Origin of the sequence: Microbacterium sp. Root61, assembly GCF_001427525.1 — a bacterium.
Taxonomy (GTDB): domain Bacteria; phylum Actinomycetota; class Actinomycetes; order Actinomycetales; family Microbacteriaceae; genus Microbacterium.
The window spans coordinates 3,019,926-3,043,052 of the sequence record NZ_LMGU01000001.1 but is presented as its reverse complement, the minus strand read 5'-3'; the positions used below and the strand labels follow the sequence as shown (position 1 = coordinate 3,043,052).

At 69.3% G+C, this 23,127-nt stretch carries 22 protein-coding genes; 13 read left to right on the top strand and 9 right to left on the bottom strand.

Annotation, left to right across the window (positions count from 1 at the left end; all coding sequences use genetic code 11):
• Positions 1 to 35: 35 nt before the first annotated feature.
• The 6 genes from ASD65_RS14380 to ASD65_RS14355 form a co-directional block, all read right to left on the bottom strand.
• A complete protein-coding gene (locus ASD65_RS14380; RefSeq protein WP_056223724.1) occupies positions 36 to 803 on the bottom strand; it encodes an IclR family transcriptional regulator in 768 nt (255 codons plus the stop codon).
• Positions 804 to 914: 111 nt separating this feature from the next.
• Positions 915 to 2,180 (bottom strand): ABC transporter substrate-binding protein, encoded by a 1,266-nt coding sequence (locus tag ASD65_RS14375; RefSeq protein ID WP_156378886.1) that lies wholly within the window; start codon positions 2,178 to 2,180, stop codon positions 915 to 917.
• A gap of 2 nt (positions 2,181 to 2,182) precedes the next feature.
• Positions 2,183 to 3,277 carry a branched-chain amino acid ABC transporter permease gene (locus ASD65_RS14370; protein WP_156378956.1) on the bottom strand — a complete coding sequence of 365 codons (1,095 nt, stop codon included), beginning with the start codon at positions 3,275 to 3,277 and terminating at the stop codon, positions 2,183 to 2,185.
• A 17-nt stretch (positions 3,278 to 3,294) separates the two neighbouring features.
• Positions 3,295 to 4,176 carry a branched-chain amino acid ABC transporter permease gene (locus ASD65_RS14365; RefSeq protein WP_056223721.1) on the bottom strand — a complete coding sequence of 294 codons (882 nt, stop codon included), beginning with the start codon at positions 4,174 to 4,176 and terminating at the stop codon, positions 3,295 to 3,297.
• Between the two features lie 3 nt (positions 4,177 to 4,179).
• Complete coding sequence (locus tag ASD65_RS14360; RefSeq protein WP_056223720.1) at positions 4,180 to 4,890, bottom strand: ABC transporter ATP-binding protein; 711 nt, start codon at positions 4,888 to 4,890, stop codon at positions 4,180 to 4,182.
• On the bottom strand, positions 4,877 to 5,659 hold the full coding sequence (locus tag ASD65_RS14355; RefSeq protein WP_056223719.1) for an ABC transporter ATP-binding protein: 783 nt from the start codon (positions 5,657 to 5,659) through the stop codon (positions 4,877 to 4,879). The genes ASD65_RS14360 and ASD65_RS14355 overlap by 14 nt, the downstream gene beginning before the upstream one ends.
• Positions 5,660 to 5,993: 334 nt before the next feature.
• Here ASD65_RS14355 and ASD65_RS14350 point away from each other — a divergent pair, with 334 nt between their 5' ends.
• From ASD65_RS14350 to ASD65_RS14340, 3 genes are all read left to right on the top strand, one after another.
• Positions 5,994 to 6,860: an IclR family transcriptional regulator gene (locus tag ASD65_RS14350; protein ID WP_082561792.1), complete on the top strand. Its 867-nt coding sequence runs from the start codon at positions 5,994 to 5,996 to the stop codon at positions 6,858 to 6,860.
• A 42-nt stretch (positions 6,861 to 6,902) separates the two neighbouring features.
• On the top strand, positions 6,903 to 8,021 hold the full coding sequence (locus ASD65_RS14345) for a 5-methyltetrahydropteroyltriglutamate--homocysteine S-methyltransferase (protein WP_056223718.1): 1,119 nt from the start codon (positions 6,903 to 6,905) through the stop codon (positions 8,019 to 8,021).
• A gap of 217 nt (positions 8,022 to 8,238) precedes the next feature.
• Positions 8,239 to 8,904, top strand: a complete 666-nt coding sequence (locus tag ASD65_RS14340; RefSeq protein WP_056223717.1) for a GntR family transcriptional regulator — start codon at positions 8,239 to 8,241, stop codon at positions 8,902 to 8,904.
• Positions 8,905 to 8,961: 57 nt separating this feature from the next.
• Here ASD65_RS14340 and ligM read toward each other — a convergent pair whose 3' ends face one another.
• Positions 8,962 to 10,368: a vanillate/3-O-methylgallate O-demethylase gene (gene ligM / locus ASD65_RS14335; protein WP_056223716.1), complete on the bottom strand. Its 1,407-nt coding sequence runs from the start codon at positions 10,366 to 10,368 to the stop codon at positions 8,962 to 8,964.
• A gap of 223 nt (positions 10,369 to 10,591) precedes the next feature.
• Between ligM and ASD65_RS14330 the strand changes: the two genes are divergently transcribed.
• The 5 genes from ASD65_RS14330 to ASD65_RS14310 all read left to right on the top strand — a co-directional run bounded on the left by ASD65_RS14330 (position 10,592) and on the right by ASD65_RS14310 (position 15,457).
• Positions 10,592 to 11,347 carry a PIG-L deacetylase family protein gene (locus tag ASD65_RS14330; RefSeq protein ID WP_056223715.1) on the top strand — a complete coding sequence of 252 codons (756 nt, stop codon included), beginning with the start codon at positions 10,592 to 10,594 and terminating at the stop codon, positions 11,345 to 11,347.
• A complete protein-coding gene (locus ASD65_RS14325) occupies positions 11,344 to 12,066 on the top strand; it encodes a 4-carboxy-4-hydroxy-2-oxoadipate aldolase/oxaloacetate decarboxylase (RefSeq protein WP_056223714.1) in 723 nt (240 codons plus the stop codon). The genes ASD65_RS14330 and ASD65_RS14325 overlap by 4 nt, the downstream gene beginning before the upstream one ends.
• A complete protein-coding gene (locus ASD65_RS14320; RefSeq protein ID WP_235566722.1) occupies positions 12,053 to 13,132 on the top strand; it encodes a 4-oxalomesaconate tautomerase in 1,080 nt (359 codons plus the stop codon). The genes ASD65_RS14325 and ASD65_RS14320 overlap by 14 nt, the downstream gene beginning before the upstream one ends.
• 43 nt (positions 13,133 to 13,175) lie before the next feature.
• Complete coding sequence (locus ASD65_RS14315) at positions 13,176 to 14,129, top strand: VOC family protein (RefSeq protein WP_056223713.1); 954 nt, start codon at positions 13,176 to 13,178, stop codon at positions 14,127 to 14,129.
• A 122-nt stretch (positions 14,130 to 14,251) separates the two neighbouring features.
• Positions 14,252 to 15,457 (top strand): CynX/NimT family MFS transporter, encoded by a 1,206-nt coding sequence (locus ASD65_RS14310; RefSeq protein ID WP_082561790.1) that lies wholly within the window; start codon positions 14,252 to 14,254, stop codon positions 15,455 to 15,457.
• Between the two features lie 5 nt (positions 15,458 to 15,462).
• Here ASD65_RS14310 and ASD65_RS14305 read toward each other — a convergent pair whose 3' ends face one another.
• Positions 15,463 to 16,395 carry a LysR family transcriptional regulator gene (locus tag ASD65_RS14305; protein ID WP_056223712.1) on the bottom strand — a complete coding sequence of 311 codons (933 nt, stop codon included), beginning with the start codon at positions 16,393 to 16,395 and terminating at the stop codon, positions 15,463 to 15,465.
• Positions 16,396 to 16,478: 83 nt separating this feature from the next.
• Between ASD65_RS14305 and ASD65_RS14300 the strand changes: the two genes are divergently transcribed.
• The 3 genes from ASD65_RS14300 (at position 16,479) to ASD65_RS14290 (ending at position 20,560) form a co-directional block, all read left to right on the top strand.
• Positions 16,479 to 17,519, top strand: a complete 1,041-nt coding sequence (locus tag ASD65_RS14300) for a YeiH family protein (protein ID WP_056223711.1) — start codon at positions 16,479 to 16,481, stop codon at positions 17,517 to 17,519.
• Positions 17,520 to 17,599: 80 nt separating this feature from the next.
• A complete protein-coding gene (locus ASD65_RS14295) occupies positions 17,600 to 18,517 on the top strand; it encodes a MarR family winged helix-turn-helix transcriptional regulator (RefSeq protein ID WP_056223710.1) in 918 nt (305 codons plus the stop codon).
• A 117-nt stretch (positions 18,518 to 18,634) separates the two neighbouring features.
• Complete coding sequence (locus tag ASD65_RS14290) at positions 18,635 to 20,560, top strand: FAD-binding monooxygenase (protein ID WP_056223709.1); 1,926 nt, start codon at positions 18,635 to 18,637, stop codon at positions 20,558 to 20,560.
• 127 nt (positions 20,561 to 20,687) lie between these two features.
• Here the strand turns inward: ASD65_RS14290 and ASD65_RS14285 are convergent, their stop codons facing one another.
• Positions 20,688 to 21,158 (bottom strand): MarR family winged helix-turn-helix transcriptional regulator, encoded by a 471-nt coding sequence (locus ASD65_RS14285; RefSeq protein ID WP_056223708.1) that lies wholly within the window; start codon positions 21,156 to 21,158, stop codon positions 20,688 to 20,690.
• A gap of 105 nt (positions 21,159 to 21,263) precedes the next feature.
• Between ASD65_RS14285 and ASD65_RS14280 the strand changes: the two genes are divergently transcribed.
• A complete protein-coding gene (locus ASD65_RS14280; protein WP_056223707.1) occupies positions 21,264 to 22,211 on the top strand; it encodes an SDR family oxidoreductase in 948 nt (315 codons plus the stop codon).
• Positions 22,212 to 22,239: 28 nt separating this feature from the next.
• Positions 22,240 to 23,127 carry an amidohydrolase family protein gene (locus tag ASD65_RS14275; RefSeq protein ID WP_056223706.1) on the top strand — a complete coding sequence of 296 codons (888 nt, stop codon included), beginning with the start codon at positions 22,240 to 22,242 and terminating at the stop codon, positions 23,125 to 23,127.

Here is a 23,127-nt window from a genome sequence, read left to right as displayed (position 1 = left end):
TTTCGTCTCACCCAGTGGGATCCTCAGGGTGCGGCTCAGGGCGCGGCGAGGTCTTTCGCGATGTCTCGCGCGGCGGCGGACACGAGGGCGCCGAGGCGGCGCTCGTCGGCGCGGGCCAAGTGGGTGACGACGCCGACCGCGGTGGGCGGCAGGCCCCAGACGCGCGGGAGGGATGCCGCGACCGAGACGTTGCCGAGGGTCATCTCCTGTCGCGTGGTGGAGAACCCGCGCGACCGGGCGAAGCGGATCTCCTCGCGCAGCTGGCGCTCGTCGGTGATGGAGTGGACGGTCTCGCGCTCGAGGGTGCGCTGGAAGAAGACGTCCAGCCATTCGTCGTCGCGCTGCGCCAGGAGTGCCTTGCCGACGCCGGTGGTGTGCAGCGGGTGCCGACCGCCCATGCGGCTGAGGGTCGGGATCGAGTGCGGGCCGGTGACACGGGCGACGTAGAGCGCCTCGGCGGCGGCCGGGTCCTCGCTGCTCAGGACGGCGAGGTGCACGTTCTCACCGCTCGCCTCGTACAGGCGCAGCATGTGCGGCAGGGCGCGCTCGCGCAGTCGCACCGAAACGGGGGCGAGCTCGCCCACCTCCCACAGCCCGGTGCCGATCGTGTACGCGCCGTCGGGCAGCCGGTCCAGCATCCCGAGCGCCATCATCTCGCCGGCGAGGCGGTGCGCCGTCGAGCGCGGCAGGCCGGTGCGCACGGCCAGCTCGGCCGCGGTCAGCCTCTCGTCGTCCTCGGAGAAGGCGCGCAGCATCCGCATCGCGCGCGAAAGGAGTCCCTCGCCGCTCGTGTCATCCGCCATCTCGCCCTCCCTTGCCGAGGCTAACCCGTCCGTCTCTCCGACCCCGAGCACACAGGCCGGGGCGGCCCGCACGTGCGGACCGCCCCGGTCTGTCGGATCAGCTCGCGCCGATCAACCGAAGGTCTCGGCAGTGGCGTAGCCCTTGCCGTTGTACTTCTGCACCTGCACGCTCGAGACGGCGGGCTTGCCGTCGACGGTCGTGTTGATGTCGGAGCCCTCGAGCATGAACGGGGCCTGGAAGTCCTCGATGCTCATGAGTGCTGCCATGAAGCTCTCGCGGGTCGGCTCTTCCATCTTCATGAAGGCCTGCTCGAGCGTCGCGGCGCCGATCCAGCTCCACACGCAGTGCGGGAACGCCGGGACGCCGTCCTGGTTGGTGTACTCGTCGATCGCCGCGAGGAACGCCTTGCCCTCTTCGCTCTCCTGGAACGCGGGGCTCGCCGCGGACTGCGAGAACGCGACCGAGTAGATGCCGGGGAATGCCGACGCCCCACCCGGCTCGAGGATCGCGACCGGGCTCGACGTGTTGGACGGCAGGAACCAGCTGGGCAGCCAGCCGATCTGCTGCGCCTTCTGCAGCGACGAGATCACCAGCGGGGTGATCGACATCGCGTTGAAGAAGACGTCCGCACCGGTCGCCGCCAGCTCGGTGAGCTGTGCGTCGACGGAGGTGTCGGTCGCCTCGTACGTGAGCTCGCCCACGATCTCGATGTTGTCGGCATCCGCGATGGCGTCCTTGAGACCCTCGACGTAGCCCTTGCCGTAGTCGTCGTTCTGCGACAGGATCGCGACCTTGTGCGGCTCGTCCGAGCTGGCCAGCAGCTCGCCGAACGCGGCACCCTCCTGCTGGTAGATCGGCACGAGACCGATCTGCTCGGGGCTCTCCTCGCGGTCACTGAACAGCGGGTCACCGGTCTGGACGAGCACCTGCGGCACGCCCTCGTCGATGGCCGCCTCACGCCAGGCGCGGTTGGTGGGCGTGCCCAGGCCGAGTCCGGCGGCGAAGACGCCGTCCGAGACCATCTGCTGGAAGTTGGCGAGCGCCTTCTGCGGGTCGTAGCCGTCGTCGTACGCCTTGATCTCGACCGTACGGGTCTTGCCGTCGCCGAACTCGATGCCGCCCTCGGCGTTCTTCACGCCGAAGTACGCCAGGGCGCCGTCGACAGTGCAGTTGCCGGGGCCGGCGGTGGCGCCGGTCAGCGGGCTGGTGATGCCGAAGGTGATGCTGGTGTCGGTGATGCCGGGGCTGGCCGGGGCAGCACTGCCGTCGGTGCCACCGCCGTCTTCGGTGCCCCCGCGGGAGCACCCTGCCAGGGCGACAGCGACGATGGACGCCATGGCGACGACGCCGACGATGCCCCTTGCTCTCTTGCGCATGTTCATGCTTGGCCTTGCCTCTCTGTCTGTTGCGGTCCCTCCTCGGCGGCACCCAGCTCAGGGCCCGACGAAGGAGTGGTCTGTGGAGCGGGCGCAGTAGGACCGGCCGAAGGGCCGGAGCGCCGCATCATGCGCTTGATCCTGCGCGGGAGGCTCACGAGCCCGCCGGGGAGGACGAACAGCACGACGAGCAGGATGACGCCCTGGATGATCGCCGTCAGGTTCGGGTCGATCGCATTCGTGGCCTGCGGGACGAAGACGTAGTACGCGCCGCCGATCAGGGATCCGACGATGCTGCCGGCGCCGCCGATGACCATGGCGGCCAGCAGGCTGATCGAGTGGTGGAAGCTGAGCGTCTCCGGCGACGTGTACTGGACGGCCACCATATAGAGGAACCCGCTCGCACCGCCGAACAGCGAGGCAACGGTGAAGGCCAGCACCTTGTAGCGGTAGGGCGAGATGCCCATCGACGAGGCGACCGACTCGTTCTCCTTCACGATCGCGAGCGCCCGCCCGAACTTGCCCCGGACGAAGTTGCGTCCCAGCACGAAGGCGACCACCGCGATGAGGGCGACGATGTAGAACTGCCACTGGTCGTTGTAGAGACCGGTCCACTCGGGGGCGTCGGAGAAGCGCGCCGAGATCCCCTGCGAGCCGCCCGTCACATCGGAGAAGCGCTTCGCGAGCGGGACGCCGACGATCGGGAGGGCGATGGTGACCATGGCGATCGCGAGACCGCCCAGTCGTGCGGCGGCCAAGGACACCAGCAGTCCGACCACACCGGGGATCACGATCGCGGCGGCCAGCACCAGGACGATGTTCCACTCGTTAGCGACGCCGTAGGCGGTGACATAGGCACCGAGACCGAGGAAGAAGATCTGTCCCAGGTTCACCTGCCCGCCGTAGCCCATCACGATGTTCAGGCCCAGCACCGCGACGGCGTACACGCCGATGCGGATGAGCGTCTGGTTCGCGAACTGCGGCAGGACCAGCGGCGCCACGATGAGCACCACGCCCAGCAGCACGATCAGGCCCCAGCGCACCCAGGACTTCTGGAAGAAGCCGGATGCCCCGGCTCGCGGCATCCCGTACGTCATGTCGTTCACGCCGCCCATCAGACCCGCACCACGACTTTCCGGCCGAACAGGCCCTGAGGACGAACGATCAGGATCACGAAGATCAGGATGAACGGCACGGCGATCTTGAGGTCATGCCCGATGAAGGGCACGTAGACGGCGGCGAGGTTCTCCAGCACGCCGATCGACCAGGCGGCCACGATCGCACCGATCGGGCTGGTGAGCCCGCCGAGGATCACCGCGGCGAGGGCGTAGACGAGCGCCGTGTCCAGCATCCCGGGTGTCAGCGTGAGCTGCGGGGCGACCAGCGATCCGGCGATCGCGCCGAGCGAGGCGGCCAGACCCCAGCCCGCCATCAGCAGACGACCCACGGGCAGACCCGAGAACGCCGCGGACTGCGGGTTGATGGCGACGGCGCGCAGCGCGAGCCCGAACTTCGTCTTCATGAAGAGGAGCTGCAGCACGATCATGATCAGCACGATCGCGAGGATCGTACCGAGCGAGCGGACGCTGATCACGGCGCCGAACACGTTCACGCTGGTGAGCGGGAACAGGGACGGGAACTGGCGGTTGTTGTAGCCCCAGATCCACGCGCAGATGCCGGTGACCAGGGTCAGGATGCCGATGGTCACGACGACGGCCGTGTCGGGGTCGCCCCGCTCGAACTTTCGGACCAGGAACCGCTCGACGATGGCTCCGATGAAGAAGGAGATCACGACCGAGATCAGGATCGCGACGAGCACGGGCAGACCCAGCTGGGTGAACACGTACGCGATGTAGGCGGAGAGGACCGCCATTCCGCCCTGTGCGAAGTTGATGAGGCCCGTCGCCTGGTTCACGAGGACGATCGCGAGCGCGAGCGCGCCGTAGATCGATCCGGTCGAAAGTCCATCGATGACGAGCTGGATGAAGGTGCCCATCGGTCAACCCCCCAGGTAGGCGCGTCGGATCTCGTCCATGCCCTTGAGCTCGGCAGAGGTGCCGGTCAGCGCATTGCGACCCGTCTCCAGGACGGTCGCGGTGTCGACGAGGGAAAAAGCGAGGTTGGCGTTCTGTTCGACGATCAGCATCGCGATGCCGGACTCCTTGCGGAGCCGGCCAATCGCTTCGTAGACCAGCTTGGCGGTGCTGGGCGCGAGCCCGAGCGACGCCTCGTCCAGCAGGAGCAGCCGCGGCTTGGCCATGAACGCGCGGCCGACGGCGAGCATCTGCTGCTCTCCGCCGGAGAGCGCAGCCGCGCTGGAGCCGATCCGGGCCTGCAGGTTCGGGAAGAGGTCGAGGCAGTAATCGATGTCCGCCGCGATCGCCTTGCGGTCCTTGCGGAGATAGGCGCCGACGCGGAGGTTCTCGCGCACGGTGAGCTGGCCCAGCGTGCCGCGCCCTTCCGGGACGTGCGCGATGCCGAGGGCGGCGACCTTGTCCGGACCGAGGCCGCGGATGTCGCGACCGTCGAACGAGATCTTCCCGCCGGTGCGCACCGTGCCGCTGATCGCTCGCAGGGTGGTGGTCTTGCCCGCGCCGTTGGCGCCGAGGATCCCGACCGCGCCCCCTTCGGGGACCTCGAGCGAAACGCTCTCCAGCACCTGCACCGGACCGTACGCCGCCGTGACGTCGACGAGTTCAAGCAGCGTCATCGACCGCGTCCTTTCCGAGATAGGCCTCGATCACTCGTGGGTCGGACTGCGCTTGTGCGGCGGTGCCTTCCATGAGCTTGCGCCCGTGATCGAGCACGACGACCTGGTCGGTGAGTGCGGAGATCAGGCCCATGTGGTGCTCCACGATGATGACGGTGATGTCGTCTTCGGCGCGCAGGCGCTTGACCGTGGCGATGAACTGCTCGACCTCGCCGTGCGAGAGACCGGCGGCCGGCTCGTCCAGCAGCAGCAGCGACGGCTTGGACAGCAGTGCGCGGCACAGCTCGATGCCCTTGTGCAGACCGTGGCTCAGTTCGTCGGCGGGCAGGTCGGCCGCCCAGCCGAGGTTGGTGCGCTCGAGCAGCTCGAGCGCTTCGGCGCGCAGCCGGCGCTCGGCACGCCCTGTGAAGGGGAGGCGCAGCGACCATGAGAGGGGTCCGCCGGGCAGTTCGGTGTGCCCGCCGAGCAGCACGTTCTCCAGCACGGTGGCCTTCAACTGCAGCGCCGGATGCTGGAACGTGCGAGCGAGCCCGTGACGGGCGAGCTTGGAGGGAGCGAGCCCGAGCACTTCCTCGCCGTCGATCGTGATCGATCCCGAGCTGGGCTTGTAGTGGCCGCTGATGCAGTTGAACAGCGACGTCTTGCCGGCGCCGTTGGGGCCGACCAGGCCGTGGATGGATCCCGGCTCGACCTCGAAGCTCACGTCTTCGAGGACTTTGATGCCGCCGAAACGGAGGTTCACGTCTCTCAGGCTCAGGCGCGCGGCCATGGGCAACCTCTCCTGGGTGCGTCATTGCTCTCGGGTATGCGGACCGTGACGGATCGCACCTCGTTGACGCTAGAGATCGACAACGAGATTGTCAACGATTTTGGAACGAGTTTACGCAAAGGATTCCGCTTCGTGATCTTGAGGGGTCACGGAGACGGAAATCGTGCTCTTGCACGGACTCCGTCGTCCGAATGTGAGAGATCCACAGGCTACGATCGCCACCGGCGTCCACTGCCGATCACTTCCGTTCAATGGAACTATGGAGCATAGGATATCCAGTCAGAGCAGGCTGGACACGGCGGCGAGGGTGCCGTCCGAAAGCGGAAGGCGCATCGTGGCGCGAGCATCCGGGGGCGAATCCGTCCTCAGTAAACACCTGAGAGTACTCGGCACGTTCGAGGCGGCCGTGCCGTTCCTCACGCTGACCGAGATCTCCGACCGCGCCGGCCTCGCCCCCTCCACGGCGCACCGGATCGTCGCCGAGCTCGAGCACGAGGGCCTCCTCGAACGCCTCCCCGATCGCACCTATCGCCTCGGGATCCGACTGTGGGAGCTCGCCTGCCGCACCCCCGGCGCCCTGGGCCTGCGCGAGCTCGCCCGCCCGTACCTGCAGGCCGTGCACGCCCGCGTGCGCCAGCACATCCAGCTGGCCGTGCTGAGCGGCACCGAGGTGCTCTTCCTCGACCGCCTGTCGGTGCGCGACGCGGTCGTCAACGCCACCCTGATCGGCGGCCGCATTCCGGTGCACGCGTCCTCCAGCGGGCTGGTGATGCTCGCGCACGCCGGTCCGGCCGTGCTCGAGGAGGTGCTGTCCAAGCCGATGCATCGATTCACTCCGCACACGATCACGACGGAGCGGGAGCTGCGGGCGATGCTGCGGAGGGTGCGCGCGGACGGCTGGGCGGTCACCGACGGGCACATCCACGAGGAGTCCCGCGGCATCGCCGTGCCGGTGTACGGCGCACACAACGACGTGATCGCCGCGATCGGACTCGTCGTCCCCAACGACGACGTACCCGTGCTCGGACACATCGAACTGCTCTCGCACGCCGCGCGGGAGATCTCCGTCGCGCTGCGGGCCGCCTATCTCCCGACCGGTCACCCGTCGGCCACGCCGGGCGGGCGGTTCCGGCCGCTCGTGAACTCGTCGCTCAAGTCGATGGAGTACCTCGAATCGATCTCCGTCAGTCGCGGAGCGTAATGCCGCCAGGGGCCCGATCCACGCTCAAGTAGGGTTGTCGGCATGTCTGTGAACCCGCCGTTCCGCGCCGATATCGTCGGCAGCTTCCTCCGCCCCGACGCCGTCAAGGCGGCCCGCGTGCGTCTCGCCGCGGGCGAGATCGACGCCGCCGAGCTGCGCGCCGTCGAGGACGAGGCGATCACCTCGCTGGTCGCCCGCCAGGCGCAGGCCGGCCTCAAGGTCGCCACCGACGGCGAGTTCCGCCGTTCGTGGTGGCACTTCGACTTCTTCGGGATGCTGGACGGCGTGAACGTGGTCGAGCTCGATCACGGCATCCAGTTCCAGGGCGTGCAGACCCGCCCGCTCGGCCTGCACATCGACGGACCGGTCGGCTTCCCCGCCGATCACCCGATGCTCGAGCACTTCCGCTTCCTCAAGCCCGTCGCCGAAGCAGCCGGCGTGACGCCGAAGATCAGCATCCCGGCCCCGACGGTCCTGGACTTCCGCCTCGAGCGCGACGCCCTCGCGGGATCGTCCTACGGCGACCACGACGACATCCTCGAAGACCTCGCGGCGACCTACCGCTCCGCCGTCCAGGCGTTCTACGACGCGGGATGCCGCTACCTGCAGTTCGACGACACCGCATGGGCGTACCTCTGCTCGGAGGACGAGCTGAAGAAGGCGGCCGAACGCGGCATCCGCACCGATCACCTCGCCGAGCGGTACGCGGCACTGATCAACGCGTCGCTGCGCGACAAGCCCGCCGACATGGTCGTCACGACCCACGTCTGCCGCGGCAACTTCCGCTCGACGTGGATCTCCTCCGGCGGGTACGAGCCGGTCGCCGAGCAGCTGCTGGGTGAGACCACGTTCGACGGCTACTTCCTCGAGTACGACAACGAGCGCGCCGGCGGCTTCGAGCCCCTGCGATTCCTGCCGCAGGGCGACAAGGTCGTCGAGCTCGGCCTCATCACGACCAAGTCCGGTGAGCTCGAGGACGCCGACGCGATCAAGCGTCGCATCGACGAGGCATCCGCCGTCGCGCCGCTCGCGCAGCTGGCGCTGAGCCCGCAGTGCGGCTTCGCCTCGACCGAGGAGGGCAACGTGCTGTCCGAGGACGAGCAGTGGGCCAAGATCGAGACCACCGTCGCGATCGCCGCGGACGTCTGGGCCGACGCCTGACGCGTAGCGACATGACGACGGGCCCGGGCGATCGCCCGGGCCCGTCGTCGTTGTCCTCGATCGGGAGAATCCGCGGCGTCGACCCACTGGATCCCGGCGGCTCAGCACCGAAATGCGCCGAGATTGCGCTGCAGGCTATGCATCCCGCACCTATATTGTGAACAATAGTGGCTTGAACTTGTGGCGGGTCACACCGGCCGCTCACAGAAGGAGTCTCATGTCGATCAGCGTCGAAGTCGACGAACCAGGGGCACCGGAGAGCGCGGGGACGCGCGTGGTCGATGGCATCCGCGATGCGATCATCCAGGGCGACTACGCCCCGAATCAGCGGCTCATCGAGGCCGACCTGAGCGACACGTTCGCCGCGAGCCGCGCAACGGTGCGCACGGCGCTGCTGGAGCTCGCCAACGAGGGCCTCGTCGAGCGCCTGCCGAACAAGGGGTCGCGCGTGCGCGCCATCTCACTGGATGAGGCGATCGAGATCCTCGAGGTGCGCAGCGGTATCGAGGAGCTGTGCGCGGCCAAGACCGCCGAGTCGATCACCGATACCGAGATCGCCGAGTTCACCCGACTGCGGGTGCGGCTGCTCGACTCGGTCGCCGAGGGCGACCTCGCCGAGTATGCGCGGCTCAACCGGCTGCTGGACCAGCGGATCCGCGAGATCAGCCGCCATGCGACCGCGTCGGATGTGCTCGCCCGCCTCCACGCCCAGAGCGTCCGCCACCAGTTCAAGCTGTGGTCGCGCGTGTCGCGCGCGAAGGTGTCGGTGCTGGAGCACATCGCGATCATCGACGCCATCACGGCGCGCGACCCGGAGGCCGCGCGCGAGGCCGTGCGCGTCCACCTGCTGAGCGTCATCGAGGCCCTCCGCGAGCTCGCCTGAGCCCGCGCAGCGCACGCGAAAGGGCCCCGGGAGTCGCCTCCCGGGGCCCTTTCGGAACTAGGCCGAGGCGCCGGCGGTGCGCCAGCCGCCCTGGTACTCGTTGCGCGCGGTGACCGCGTAGGGCACCGGGCTGACCACGGCGCGGACCGCGAGCTGGTTGTGCGGCTGCACGGTCGTCTTCTTCGAGCCGCCGTTGGGCTCGCCCCAGACCACGCGCACCTCTTCACCCACGGGCAGGTCGGCGTCGACCGTCGCGAGCGACAGTCCGCGCTTCTCGTTCGCCGTGACTCCGGTGAACAGCGACAGGCCGACGGTGTTGCCGTCGCCGTCGATCACGGCGTCGTAGTTCGACGAGCCGTAGTTCGCGTTCGGCAGGTCGAAGAACTGGTAGCCGACACCGTCGCGATCGATCGGCGTGGTGAGCAGCTTGGCGAGGTCCTCGTCGTTCCAGGCCAGCGTGACCTTCTTGCGCTGGGCGGCCGGGTCGATCTTCTCGAGCGCGTCGCGACCGATGAAGTCGTGGTCGAACTTGACGAACGAGCCGTAGCCGAGCTCCCACGGGTTGAGGTAGTAGTCCTCGATGTTCTCCGACACGAACGAGCCGGCGAGGGCGTTGATCGCCTCGTAGCTGTTCGCGGGCAGCCACTCGCGGTAGGAGCGCTCGGCCTCGCTCGAGTAGATCGCCGGCAGCGGCGACGGGATCCAGCCCGACTCGAGCGTGTTCGACGAGTAGGCGCGCGACCCGCAGGGCTCGATGCCGAACTCGCGGCCGGCCTCGAGGATCGCGTCGCGGATCTTGCCGTGCTCCGCGTACGGGCCCCACAGCTCGAGTCCGGGTGCGCCGGCCATGCCGTGGCGGAGCGTCCGCACCTTGGAGCCCGCGATGGTCAGCTCGCCCATGTGGAAGAAGCGGACCTTCTCGACGGGGCCGCCGGCGAGCTTCTCGATGACCTGCCAGGCGTTCGGGCCCTGGATCTGGAAGCGGTAGTACTCGCGGTGCACGGCCTGGCCGTACGGGCGCGACGGGGAACGGTCGTCGTAGCGGACCTCGACGTTGTACCCGCCGGTCTCGGCGTGGAACTGCAGCCAGTTCGCTCCCGGGGCGCGTCCGACGTAGACGTACTCGTTCTCGGCTTCGTGGAACAGGATGCCGTCACCGATGACGCCGCCGTTGGAGGCGGTCGGCACGAACTGCTTGGCGGTGTTCAGCGGGAAGTTGGCGAAGCTGTTGATGCCCGTCTCGGACAGCAGCCGCAGCGCGTCGGGGCCGGACAGGAACAGGTTGACCATGTGGTGGGTCTGGTCGAAGAGCACCGCGGAGTTGCGCCATGCGGCCTGCTCGCGCCGCCAGTTGCTGAACTCGGCCGGCACGACCGGGTAGATGTAGGTGCCCAGCTGCGAGTTGCGCAGGTGGTCGACCGTGCTCCCCGTCTCGTCGAGCAGTTCCTGGAGGTTGGAAGCCATGTCGTTCCCTTCAACATCGTCGTCGTGAGTGTGTCGCCCGCCATCGTACGGAGATTATTTACCTATGTACAGAGTGATTTCGGGGTTGACAGAATTGTAACCATAATCTTGACCAATGCACCAGAGGTGTGGTTGCCTGAGGGATCGAGACGGGCCGCAGTCCTCGACGCAGAGACGCGCGCCCCGGCGATTCCCCATTCGGTGGCAGACAGGATCCCTTCCCTTGGCGCAGACATCCCCCTCCCTTCTGGTCGTGAGCGCCCACGCGGGCGACTTCGTGTGGCGGGCCGCCGGGGCCATCGCGGCGGCGACGATGCGCGGCGAGCGCGCCACCGTGGTGTGCCTCTCCTACGGCGAGCGCGGGGAGTCGGCCAGCCAGTGGCTGCAGGGCAAGCCGCTGGATGAGATCAAGGCCATCCGGCGCGACGAGGCCGCCGCGGCCGCCGCCGCGCTCGGCGCCGACATCGAGTTCCTCGATCTGGGTGACTACCCGCTGATCGAGTCCCCCGAGGCCGTCGCGAAGCTCGTCGACGTCTACCGTCGCGTGCAGCCGACCGTCGTGCTCACCCACCCGCTCGAAGACCCGTACAACGGCGACCACCCGGCTGCGGCGCGCATGGCGCTGCAGGCCCGCGTGCTCGCACAGGCCATCGGCGTCGCGAACTCCGACGGTTCCTATCCCTCGCGCGACGAGATCATCGGGGCTCCCCCGGTCTTCTTCTTCGAGCCGCACCAGCCCGAGCAGTGCGACTTCAAGCCGAACGTGCTGCTGGACATCACCGAGGCGTTCCCGCTGAAGCAGAAGGCGATGGAGTGCCTGCCCGCGCAGAAGCACATGTGGGAGTACTACACCTCCCTCGCGGTCCGCAGGGGCGTGCAGGTCAAGCGCAACGCCGGCCCCAACCTGGGACTGCCTGTCGACACGATGGGCGAGGCGTACATGCGCTACTACCCGCAGGTCACGGACACCCTGGCATGAGCGTCGGACGCACCGGATTCGTCGTCACCGACATCGAACGAGCGGATGCCGCGACCATCGACGCCCTCGGCGTGCACGGTGTCGCCACCGTCCACGAGGCCATGGGCCGCCGCGGACTCGTCGGCGCCGCACTCCGCCCGCTCCAGGACGGCGCACGCATCGCGGGCTCCGCGGTCACCGTGCTCAACTGGCCCGGCGACAACCTGATGATCCACGCCGCCGTGGAGCAGTGCCGGGCCGGCGACATCCTCGTCGTCACCACCACGTCCCCCTCGCTGGACGGATCGTTCGGCGAGCTGTTCGCCACGGCCCTGCAGCAGCGCGGCGTGCTCGGGCTGGTCACCACCGGCGGGGTCCGCGATGTCGTGGACCTGCGGGCGATGGGCTTCCACGTCTGGTCGGCCGCGGTCAACGCGCAGGGCACGGTCAAGGCCACCGCCGGCAGTGTCAACGTGCCGATCACGGTCGGCGACACGGTCGTGTGCGCAGGTGACATCATCGTGGCCGACGACGACGGTGTGGTGTGTGTGCCCAGGGCCGAGGCATCCGCCGTTCTGCTCGCCTCCGACGCGCGCGTCGCCAAGGAAGCGGGCTCGCGCGCGGCGTACCAGGCGGGCGATCTGAGCCTCGACCGCAACAACCTTCGCCCGCTGCTCGCCGACCTCGGCGTCACCTACGTCACCGCACAGGACTTCGAGGCGGAGCATGGGCGCGGCTGAGCGGATGACGGTGCACGGCGTCCGCTGCATGCTGATGCGCGGCGGCACGTCCAAGGGCGCGTACTTCCTCGCGTCCGATCTGCCCGCCGACCCCGCCGAGCGTGACGACCTGCTGCTGCGGATCATGGGCAGCCCCGATCCGACGCAGATCGACGGGCTCGGCGGCGCGCACCCCTTGACCAGCAAGGTCGCGATCGTCTCGACGTCCACGACGCCCGGCATCGATGTCGACTACCTGTTCCTGCAGATCGTCGTGGATCGCCCCGTCGTGAGCGACGCGCAGACGTGCGGCAACCTCCTGGCCGGCATTGGGCCGTTCGCCCTCGAGCGCGGCCTGATCTGCGCCGACGGCGCCGAGGCGAGCGTCCGCATCCGGCTCGTGAACACCGGCGATACGGCCACCGCCGTCTTCCCCGTCGCCGAGGGCCTCCCGGTCTACGACGGCGATGCCTCGATCGACGGCGTGCCCGGCACGGCCGCGCCGATCGAGCTCGAGATGTCCGCCGGCGACCGTCCGCTGCTGCCCACCGGCAACGCCGCCGACGACATCGCCGGACACCGGGTCACCCTCGTCGACAACGGGATGCCCGTCGTGCTGCTGCGCGCAGACGAGTTCGCGGTGACCGGCCGGGAGAGCCCCGAAGAGCTCGAGGCCGACGCGGATCTCACCCGCCGCGTCGAGGAGATCCGCCTGCGCGCGGGCGAGATCATGGGCCTCGGCGACGTGAGCGCGCAGACCGTCCCCAAGATGTTCCTGATCTCACCGCCGCAGGGCGACGGCGTGGTCGGCACCCGGGCTTTCATTCCCGCGCGCGTGCACACCTCGATCGGCGTCCTGATGGCGGCATCCGTCGCCGCCGGCGTGAGCATCCCCGGCGCCGTCGGCGCCGACTTCGCGCGTGTGCCGAGCGACGGTCCGTACCTGATCGAGCACCCGACCGGCACGTTCCCGGCTCGGGTCCGCGTCGCGCAGGACCCCGACGGCACATGGCGGGCTTCCTCCATGTCGCTTCGCACGGCCCGCAAGATCTTCGACGGCACGGTCTTCCCGCGCCCTCGCCTCTGACCCATCTGAACGACCGAACCCGACTGTCGGAGAGGACAGCACTGTGACCGATTACACCTCCTTCGACGTGGCCCACCTGGGCAACGTCGAACTTCTCACCGCGACGTTCGACAAGAGCCTGTGGTTCTTCCAGGACCTGCTCGCCATGCGCGTCGTCGAGGAGAAGGGCGACTCCGTCTACCTGCGCACGTGGGACGAGTACCAGCAGTACACGATCAAGCTCACGGCATCCGCCGACGCCGGCGTGGGCCGCACGTCGTTCCGGGCCTCGAGCCAGGACGCCCTGGAGCGTCGCGTCGCGGCGATCAAGGAGACGGGTCTCGGCGAAGGCTGGGTGGACGGCGAGGTCGGCACCGGCCCGACGTTCGAGTTCCGCGACCCCGACGGTCACAAGATGGCGATCTACTACGAGTCCGAGCGATATGTCGCGACCGATGACAAGCCGGCCCTGAAGAACCAGGCGTCCGCCTTCCCGGGCCGCGGAGTGAACGCGCGCCGCCTCGATCACATCAACTTCCTCGCGAAGGATGTCGTGGCCAACGGCGAGTTCATCGCCAAGGCCCTCGGCGGCCGCGAGAGCGAGCGCATCGCGCTGGATGACGGCGGCTACGCCGCCTGGTGGTTCCACTTCAACAACAAGTCGTACGACGTCGTGTACTCCGATGACTGGACCAAGCACGGCGACCGCCTGCACCACATCGCCTTCGCTCCGGACACGCGCGAGGACATCCTCAAGGCCGCCGACATCTTCCTGGAGAACGGCATCCACATCGAGTCCGGCCCGCACAAGCACGCGATCAACCAGACGTTCTTCCTCTACGTGTGGGAGCCCGGCGGCAACCGCATCGAGTTCGCCAATGCCGGCGCCCGCCTGCTGCTGGACCCCGACTCCCCCGTCGTGGAGTGGACTTCGGAGGAGCGCAAGAAGGGTCAGGCGTGGGGCATGAAGACCATCGAGACCTTCCACACGCACGGCACGCCGAACGTCACCTCCTGAAGCGGGTCCCGCCCAGTGGGTGGGATCCCGTCGGTCCTCCGCGGAGGATCGATGCTGGAATGGCCGGGTGGGAGACCACCCGGCCATTGATGTCGTATCGGCGCCGGAACACTGGAGGACCCATGGACGGCCGCAAGGCTGAGCGGCCGTCGCGGCTGCTCCTTTTCGTCGCCGTATGCCTGGTCGCCGCGAACATGCGACCGACCATCACGGCGGTGGGTCCGTTGCTGGACCAGATCGGCACCGACACCGGCATGGCCACGGGTGCGCTCGGGCTGATCGCCTCCGTCCCCCTGGTGGCGTGGGCGCTCTTCTCGCCGATCGCGCACGATCTGACCCGCCGGTTCGGGATGTCCCGGGTCATGCTGTGGTCCCTCGTGCTGCTCACGGTGGGCACCGTCGTGCGCTCACTGCCCGGCCCGGTCGCCAGCCTCTGGATCGGCACCGCCCTGCTGGGCATCGCGCTGGCCATCGTCAACGTGCTCATGCCGGCCGTGGTCAAGCGCGACTTCTCCGGCAACGTCGCCGGCATGACCGCGCTGTACTCGGCTCTGCTGGGCGGCTTCGGCGCGATCGCCTCCGGCGTCGTCGTACCCATCTCGAACCTGTCGTGGCCGCAGGACCCGGCGGGGTGGCGCTTCGCCCTGCTCGTGGTCGGCGGCGTACTGCTGCCGTTCGCGATCGGCGCATGGCTCTGGGCGCACCGCGGCGAACGCGCACCGGTCGCCGCAGCCACGACCGGCCGCCGCGCCCGCACCGGCATCTGGACCGACCGCACGGCCTGGCTGGTGGCCGGGTACATGGCGTTCCAGGCGACGATCTTCTACATGGTCGTCACGTGGCTCGCGACGATCTCCACGTCGATCGGACGCACTCCGGTCGTCGCCGGCTTCGACGTCATGCTCTACCAGCTGTTCTCGATCGCGGGCTCCCTGACCCTGCCGTTCCTGCTGCGCGGTCGCGCGCGTCGGTTCATTCCGGCGCTGCTCCCGATCGTCGGGATCATCGGCGTCCTCGGCCTGATGCTCGCCCCGCAGGCGATCATGCTGTGGGCCGCGTGCATCGGCTCGACGTCCGGGGCATCCCTCGGAATGTCGCTGACGCTGATGGCCCAGCGCGCCCGCGACCACGACACCGCGGCCGCCCTGTCGGGCATGTCCCAGTCGGTCGGTTACATCATCGCCGCGATGGGCCCGGTCGCGTTCGGCTGGCTGCACGCTGCCACCGGCGGATGGGCCCTCTCCCTCGGTCTCATGCTGCTGGTGCTGATCGCGCAGGGTGTGGTCGGCATGCTCGTGGGGCGCGACCGCTTCGTCCTCGAGCGCTGACGCGGCTAGCCCGCGGCGCGTCGACTGGCGCGGGAGGCCGCGTCCACGAGCTCGCGGGCTGAGCCGAGCAGGTCGCGTGCCCCGCCGCGCCACAGGGCGGTGAGCGGCCGGGTGATCGCGTGCCCCTGGATCTCGAGCGGATGGATCCTCCCGAGAAGGATGTCGTCGGCCACCGCGAGCTCGCTGAGCATCGCCGGTGCGATGCCCTCGGCGACCGCGGAGCGCACGGCGGCGGTGCTGGAGAGGACGAGACACGGCTCGACCGCAGCACGGGTGAGGATCAGCCGCACGGCGCGCTCCCATGCCTCGCGGGTGCCCGATCCTTCTTCGCGGGCCACCAGCGGAGTGTCCGCGAGCTCGGCGATGTCGACCTCACGGCGCCCCGCCCACGGATGCACGGGCGAGACGACGGGGATGAGGCGGTCCACAGCCACCGTGGAGTGCCCGAGTCCCTGCGGAAGCACGGGCGTCTCTATGAAGCCGAGGTCGATCTCGCCGGCATGCAGCAGCTCGACGACCTGCGCACTGTTGCCCGTGCGCAGCTGCGTCTGCACCGGCGTGCGATCGGAGGCGAGCTGCTGTCGCCGCAGGCCCATCACCCAGCCGGGGAGCAGATGCGCCGCCACCGTCTGACTTGCCGCGACGCGCAGGACCCGATCGGGCGAGTCGCGCAGCAGCTCGGCGGCAGTGCCGAAGCGGTCGACGGCCGCCAGCACGTCGGCGGCCCACGACAGCACCGCTTCGCCGTCGAAGGTCGGAACGACCCCGGAGGGCGAGCGCACGATGAGCTCGACCCCGAGCAGTCGCTCGAAGGATCGCACCCGCGCCGAGACCGACTGCTGACTGACGCCGAGCTCCCGCGCCGCGGCGGAGATGCTGCCGGTGCGGATGACCGCCTCGAGCACCTTCATCGCGGCGACGTGCGGCGTCCAATCCATCCATCCAGGATACAACTGCCAGTTGTACCCCTGCAGGCAGCGACCGGGTTCCCGCGCCGGAGCGCCGCTGACAGCGTGGAAGCATGCCCGCTGCGACCCTCACCACGCTCTCCGCCCGCCTCGTCCACCGGGTCACCCAGGTCACGCCGGGCGCCGCACTGTGCCTGGCGATCGCGGCGGTCGCCACGATTATCGGCAGGCTCGTCCCGGTCGTCGGCTCCGCGCTGCCCGCCGTCGTGATCGGGGTCACCATCGCCGTGGTTCGGCGTCCGGCTTCTCGCCTGGGCGCCGGCATCGCCTTCTCCGCCAGGTTCCTGCTGCAGTGCGCGGTGGTGCTGCTCGGCTTCCAGCTCTCGCTGCAGAGCATCTTGGAGGTGGGCCTCGAATCTCTGCCGGTGATGCTCTCCTCGCTCGCCGTGTGCCTGCTCGCGGCATGGGGGATCGGACGGATGCTGGGCGTCGCGGAGCGCCTGCGCACCCTGATCGGGGTGGGCACCGGCATCTGCGGGGCGTCCGCCATCGCCGCCGTGGCGCCCGTCATCGGCGCGGCCAGCGCCGAGGTCTCGTACGCCGTGTCGACGATCTTCCTGTTCAACATCCTCGCGATCGCGGTCTTCCCGGCGATCGGCCATCTGCTGCACATGGACCCGCATGCCTTCGGCCTGTTCGCCGGGACAGCCGTCAACGACACGAGCTCGGTCGTGGCCGTCGCGAGCATGTACGGCGCCGCGGCACTGGGATTCGCGGTGGTCGTGAAGCTCGTGCGCACCCTCATGATCGTCCCCATCAGCGTCGGGCTCGCCGTGGTCGAGGCACGGAAAGGCGCCACGCCTCAGCGCCTGACACCGGGGCGCGTCGTGAAGCTCGTGCCGTGGTTCCTGGTCGGGTTCCTCGTCGTGGCGGTCGCGAACTCGTTCGTGGATCTGCCCGGCGGCGCACGCGACGTGCTGGTCGAGGGGAGCGTCTTCCTGATCGCGACCGCACTGGCCGGCATCGGCCTCTCCACCGATCTCCGGGCGGTCCGCCGCGCAGGATGGCGGCCGCTCCTGCTCGGCGCGATCCTGTGGGTCCTGGTGATGGGCACGTCCCTGATCGTGATGTGGGTGACCGGCGCGCTGTCGTGATCCGATCGTGGCCATCCGCCCGCTCCTTTCCGGGTCGGCGCGGGTATCCTGGGCGACGCGGCGAGCAGAGCGGAGGTCGCATGCCATCCACCGATGCCATCGATATTTCGGCGGCGCTGCGCGCGGATCCGGCACTCGAAGCCGCCTGCGGCCACCTGCTGCGGCGTTCGCAGCAGGTGCACAACGCCATCTGGGCGGAGGAGCTCGGTTCGGAGCTGACCAGCCCGCAGTACTCGCTGCTCGCCTCCGTGGCCGCGTGGCCCGGCATCGATCAACGTCGTGCCGGCGAACTGGCATCGCTGGACAAGTCGAGCACGATGGAGGTCGTCGCCCGGCTCGTGCGCAAGGCCTGGATCACCCGCCATCGGGATCCCCGGGATGCGCGCCGCGACGTGCTCGCGCTCACCCCGGCGGCGACACTGGCCCTGGAAGACCTCACCCCGCGGGTGCAGCATGTCCAGTCCCGTCTCCTCGCGCCGCTGCCGAGCGACGAGCGAGATCGTTTCGTGGCGGACCTCGCGGTGATCGCGCGCCTGGACACCGTCAGCGACGACGATCCGAACGGGGACGGTGCATCCTCGTCACCGCTGTGGATTCCCGGCCACCTGGTCCGACGGGCGCAGCAGGTGCACACCGCGCTGTTCGCCGAAGAGTTCGACCACGAGCTCACCGGTCCCCAGTTCGCGACGATGTACGTGCTCGCGCGGCATCCCGAGATCAGCCAGCGGAAACTCGGCGCCCTGGCCGCGCTCGACAAGTCGACGGCGGCCGACATCGTCGATCGGCTGGCCCGGCGCGGGTGGCTGCTGAGCCATCGCGACCCGGCCGACCGCCGCCGGAGCGTGCTCTCCCTCACCGACGACGCCCAGCGCGCGGCGACCGCGTACGCACCGCGGGTGGAAGCGGTGCAGCAGCGGGTGCTCGAGCCCCTTCCCGCTTCCCGACGCGCGGTGTTCCTCACCGCCCTCACGCAGGTCGCGATCCCCTCCGCCGACTGACATGGTCGTCCCGCGAGTGAGCTCGCGGCATCCGCTCCTGGCGGTCTCGGCACACGTGAGGCTATAATCGTCCGTACACGTATTAATGCGCGGAGATGCACGAAGGAGAGGACGCCGATGCAGTCGTACCTGAACGGGTTCCGCCCTGGAGACCCCGAGAAGCACCCGGTCGACCCGACACAGGCCGACACCGGCCTTCCCGACGAGGTCGACGTGCTCATCGTCGGCACGGGACCCGCCGGACTCGTGCTCGCCGCCCAGCTGGCCGCCTTCCCCGACATCCGCACCCGCGTCGTGGAGCGCCGCGACGGCGCACTCCAGATGGGCCAGGCCGACGGCCTCGCGTGCCGCAGTGTCGAGATGTTCGACGCCTTCGGCTTCAGCGCGCGCCTGCTGCGCGAGTCGTACTGGGTCAACGAGACCGTGTTCTGGCGTCCCGACGCGCAGGACCGCAGCAGCATCACGCGCAGCGGTCGCATCCAGGATGTCGAGGACGGGCTGTCGGAGTTCCCGCACGTCATCCTCAACCAGGCCCGCGTGCAGGACTTCCTGCTCGATTCGATGCGTGACTCCGCGAGCCACCTCGAGCCCGACTACGGCCTCGACGTCACCGACGTGCAGGTCGCGGACACCGGCTCGCACCCGGTGACGGTGACGATGCAGGCCGCGGACGGCACATCGCGCGATGTCCGCGCGAAGTACGTCGTCGGCTGCGACGGCGCGCGCAGCGCGGTCCGCCGCTCGATCGGGCGCGAGCTCAAGGGCGACTCCGCCAACCAGGCGTGGGGCGTCATGGACGTCCTCGCCGTCACGGACTACCCCGACATCCGCTTCAAGTCGGTCATCCAGTCCGCCGAGGTCGGCAACATGATCATCATCCCGCGCGAGGGCGGTTACATGGTGCGCCTCTACATCGAGATGGACGAACTCCAGCCCGGCGAGCGGGTGGCCGAGCGCGCCCTCACATCCGACGACGTCATCGCCGCCGCGCAGCGCATCCTGCATCCGCACCGCTTCGACGTGCAGGAGATCGTGTGGTGGTCGATCTACGAGATCGGACAGCGCCTCACCGACAAGTTCGACGACGTCCCCGAGGACGAGATCGAGACGCGGCTTCCGCACGTCTTCATCGCCGGCGACGCCTGCCACACCCACAGCCCCAAGGCCGGGCAGGGCATGAACGTCTCGATGCAGGATGCGTTCAACCTGGGCTGGAAGCTCGCCGCGGTGCTCGAGGGGCGCAGCGCCCCGGCGCTGCTGCACACGTACTCGGCGGAGCGCCAGTCGGTCGCGGGCGACCTCATCCGCTTCGACAAGGAGTGGGCGGCCATGATGAGCGCCAAGCCGCTGGACACGATGACCGGCGAGGGCGTAGACCCCGACGCGCTCCAGAACCACTTCCAGAAGCAGGGGCGCTACACGGCCGGCATGGCCACGCAGTACCAGCCGAGCCTGCTCACCGGCGGGGGCGCCTCGCAGCATCTGGCCGCGGGGTTCCCGATCGGCGAGCGCTTCCACTCCGCGCAGGTGATGCGCCTCGCAGACGCCAAGCAGATGGAGCTGGGGCACGTCGCCCAGGCCGACGGCCGCTGGCGGCTGTACGCGTTCGCGGACCGCCGATCGATCGATGACCCGCAGTCGCGCCTACGTGCGTTCTGCGCGGCCCTCGCCGAGGGGCCGGACTCGCCGATCGCACGGTTCACGCCCGCCGGGGCCGACCTGGACGCCGTCCTGGACGTCCGCGGCATCCTGCAGCAGCCGCACACCAGCGTCGAGCCGACGGCGTTGCCCGAGATCCTGCGGCCGCACAAGGGCCGCTACGGTCTCGCCGACTACGAGAAGGCGTTCACCGCGAACGCCGGCGTGGACATCTTCGACGCACGTGGCGTCGATCGCGAGAGCGGATGCCTCGTCCTGGTGCGTCCGGATCAGTACGTGGCGCACGTGCTGCCGCTGGACGGCATCGAAGAGCTCACCGACTTCCTCGGCCGGTTCATGCTCCCGGTAGGCACCACCGCAGCGGCGAACAGCTCCGCCCGCTGACGGCGCCGGCCGGCGCCGACCAGTCGGCGTCGGGCGCGCTCGCCAGGGTCCGCAGCGCGGTGGAGAGCGTGTCGATCTCGCCGGCGTCCGGCGCCGCTCGTGTCGAGCGTGCGCACGTCGAGCGCGATCAGGCCGGGAACGCGAGCGCCCTCAGCAGTGCGCCGAGCTCCTCGCGCGCCTCCGAGGTGAGACCGCGGTGCAGTCGCTGCTCGGCGTCGCGGGCCGACACACTCGCGCGCCGGTAGATCTCGCGGCCCTCGTCGGTTGCGACCACGACGTTTGCCCGGCGGTCGGTCGGATCGGGTTCGCGCCGCACGAGCCCCCTGGTCTGCAGGCCGTCCACGAGCGCGACGACCTGACTCGGGTCGAGCCGCAGATACTCCGCGAGATCCCGCTGCGAAGGCCGGAAGTCGCCCGCAGCGAGTGCCAGCACCGAGTACGAGCGTGCCCGCAGGCCGTGCTCGGCGAGCGCCGCGTTGCCCGCGGCCAACGACAACGCGTTCGCACGCGCGAGCAGGAAGCTGAGATCGTCCGCGAGGGGAGACTCACGCATCGCGTCGCCCGCTTCCACGGGTGAGTCATCCCGCTGCTTCACCATGGGCCGATCATAGCAAAACCTCTCGTTTTCAATAGTTGACTTCTTCAACGATATTCACTTCAATGGGGGAAGGACGATCCGTGAGCCTGCAACGAAGGAGTTCCCATGACCAACACCGAGACCCCGCTGGCCGGCAAGGTCGCCATCGTCACCGGATCGGGCCGCGGCCTGGGTCTGGCCTACGCCGCCGAGCTGGCACGGCAGGGAGCATCCGTCGTCATCAACGACGTCGACGCGCAGACCGCGGCCGACGCGGTCGCGACGATCGAGTCCGCCGGCGGCAAGGCCGTCGCCGTGGTCGCTCCGGTCGGCCCGACCGACACGGCGAAGCAGCTCGTGGCCGCAGCCGTCGACACGTTCGGACGCCTCGACATCCTCGTCACCAACGCCGGCGTGCTGCGCGACACCGTCCTGTGGAAGATGAGCGACGACGACTTCGACACCGTCATCAACGTGCACCTGCGGGGCACCTTCACGTGCGTGCGCGAAGCAGTGCTGCACATGCGCGAGCAGGGTGAGGGCGGCCGCATCATCACGATCGGCTCCCCGACCGGGCAGCGCGGCAACTTCGGCCAGACCAACTACGCCGCCGCCAAGGCCGGCATCGTCGGCATGGTGCGCACCTGGGCGCTCGAGCTCAAGCGCGCCGGCATCACCGCGAACGCGGTCATCCCGGTCGCCGCGACCGCGATGACTGCCACGGTCCCCTACTTCGCCGCCGCCGTCGAAGCGGACGCGCAGGGTGAGCCGATGCCGGCGTTCTTCCGCCACGACCTCGGCTTCGGCACGTCCGACGACGTCGCCGGCGTCATCGCCTACCTTGCCTCGGATGCCGCAGCCGACGTCACCGGTCAGGCCATCGGCGTGGGCGGCGACCGCCTGCAGCTCTGGTCGCACCCCGAAGCCGTCGTCACCGAATACCACGACGGCGGCTGGTCCTACGAAGCCCTCGAGGCCGAGTTCCCGGCCAGCGTCGGCAGCTCGCTGCAGTCCGTCGGCGAGAGCTTCCCTCCGCTGCCCGAAGACCTGCAGCGCCCCGCGCCCACCGCGTAGCGTCCACTCGCTGACGAACGGACCGACCATGACCCGCTACGAACCCGCGATCGATGTGTCCGCGCTGACTGCCATCGACATGCACGTGCACATCGAGGTCGATGCGCACGGCCACGCGTCGCTGCCCGCCGACCTCGTCGAGGCCGCATCGAAGTACTTCAGCGCCGATGCCCCCCGTCCCGACCTCGACAGTGTCGCGGCGTACTATCGCGAACGCTCGATGGCGGCCGTGGTCTTCACGGTGGACGCCACCACGCGGCTCGGCCACCCGGCGATCTCCAGCGCGGAGATCGCCGAGGGGGCCGCTCGCAACAACGACGTGCTCATCCCGTTCGGCTCGGTCGACCCGCTCTCCGGCGCAGCGGCCCCCGAGCAGGCACGACGGCTGGTGGAGGAGCACGGCGTACGAGGGTTCAAGTTCCATCCGACCGTCCAGGGCTTCGATCCCAGCAACGAGGCCTACTACCCCCTGTACGGGGCGATCCAGGAACTCGGTGCGGTCGCCCTCTTCCACACCGGACAGACGGGCATCGGCGCCGGCATGCCCGGCGGGTACGGTTTCCGCCTCGGCCTGTCCAATCCGATCCTGCTCGACCCCGTGGCGGCGGACTTCCCTGACCTCCAGATCATCATGGCCCACCCCTCGGTGCCGTGGCAGGACGAAGCCCTGAGCGTCGCGACCCACAAGCACAATACGTGGATCGACCTGTCCGGCTGGAGCCCCAAGTACTTCCCCGAGACGCTCGTGCGCGCCGCGAACTCGTACCTGAAGACACGGGTGCTCTTCGGCTCGGACTTCCCGCTCCTCACTCCCGATCGGTGGATCGCGGATGCCGCCAAGACAGCACTGAAGCCCGAGGTCATGCCGGGCATCATGCGCGACAACGCCGCCCGCCTCCTCGGCCTGTCGAGCTGA

What these genes read in the sequence shown, in the direction of transcription:
- ASD65_RS14365 (WP_056223721.1), bottom strand. Translation starts at nt 4,176, where the DNA reads ATGGGCACCTTCATCCAGCTCGTCATCGATGGACTTTCGACCGGATCG.
- ASD65_RS14340 (WP_056223717.1), top strand. Translation starts at nt 8,239, where the DNA reads ATGTCGATCAGCGTCGAAGTCGACGAACCAGGGGCACCGGAGAGCGCG.
- ASD65_RS14305 (WP_056223712.1), bottom strand. Translation starts at nt 16,395, where the DNA reads ATGGATTGGACGCCGCACGTCGCCGCGATGAAGGTGCTCGAGGCGGTC.
- ASD65_RS14310 (WP_082561790.1), top strand. Translation starts at nt 14,252, where the DNA reads ATGGACGGCCGCAAGGCTGAGCGGCCGTCGCGGCTGCTCCTTTTCGTC.
- ASD65_RS14345 (WP_056223718.1), top strand. Translation starts at nt 6,903, where the DNA reads ATGTCTGTGAACCCGCCGTTCCGCGCCGATATCGTCGGCAGCTTCCTC.
- ASD65_RS14360 (WP_056223720.1), bottom strand. Translation starts at nt 4,890, where the DNA reads ATGACGCTGCTTGAACTCGTCGACGTCACGGCGGCGTACGGTCCGGTG.
- ASD65_RS14295 (WP_056223710.1), top strand. Translation starts at nt 17,600, where the DNA reads ATGCCATCCACCGATGCCATCGATATTTCGGCGGCGCTGCGCGCGGAT.
- ASD65_RS14290 (WP_056223709.1), top strand. Translation starts at nt 18,635, where the DNA reads ATGCAGTCGTACCTGAACGGGTTCCGCCCTGGAGACCCCGAGAAGCAC.
- ASD65_RS14280 (WP_056223707.1), top strand. Translation starts at nt 21,264, where the DNA reads ATGACCAACACCGAGACCCCGCTGGCCGGCAAGGTCGCCATCGTCACC.
- ligM (WP_056223716.1), bottom strand. Translation starts at nt 10,368, where the DNA reads ATGGCTTCCAACCTCCAGGAACTGCTCGACGAGACGGGGAGCACGGTC.
- ASD65_RS14320 (WP_235566722.1), top strand. Translation starts at nt 12,053, where the DNA reads ATGGGCGCGGCTGAGCGGATGACGGTGCACGGCGTCCGCTGCATGCTG.
- ASD65_RS14325 (WP_056223714.1), top strand. Translation starts at nt 11,344, where the DNA reads ATGAGCGTCGGACGCACCGGATTCGTCGTCACCGACATCGAACGAGCG.
- ASD65_RS14370 (WP_156378956.1), bottom strand. Translation starts at nt 3,277, where the DNA reads ATGACGTACGGGATGCCGCGAGCCGGGGCATCCGGCTTCTTCCAGAAG.
- ASD65_RS14380 (WP_056223724.1), bottom strand. Translation starts at nt 803, where the DNA reads ATGGCGGATGACACGAGCGGCGAGGGACTCCTTTCGCGCGCGATGCGG.
- ASD65_RS14285 (WP_056223708.1), bottom strand. Translation starts at nt 21,158, where the DNA reads ATGGTGAAGCAGCGGGATGACTCACCCGTGGAAGCGGGCGACGCGATG.
- ASD65_RS14375 (WP_156378886.1), bottom strand. Translation starts at nt 2,180, where the DNA reads ATGCGCAAGAGAGCAAGGGGCATCGTCGGCGTCGTCGCCATGGCGTCC.
- ASD65_RS14275 (WP_056223706.1), top strand. Translation starts at nt 22,240, where the DNA reads ATGACCCGCTACGAACCCGCGATCGATGTGTCCGCGCTGACTGCCATC.
- ASD65_RS14300 (WP_056223711.1), top strand. Translation starts at nt 16,479, where the DNA reads ATGCCCGCTGCGACCCTCACCACGCTCTCCGCCCGCCTCGTCCACCGG.
- ASD65_RS14355 (WP_056223719.1), bottom strand. Translation starts at nt 5,659, where the DNA reads ATGGCCGCGCGCCTGAGCCTGAGAGACGTGAACCTCCGTTTCGGCGGC.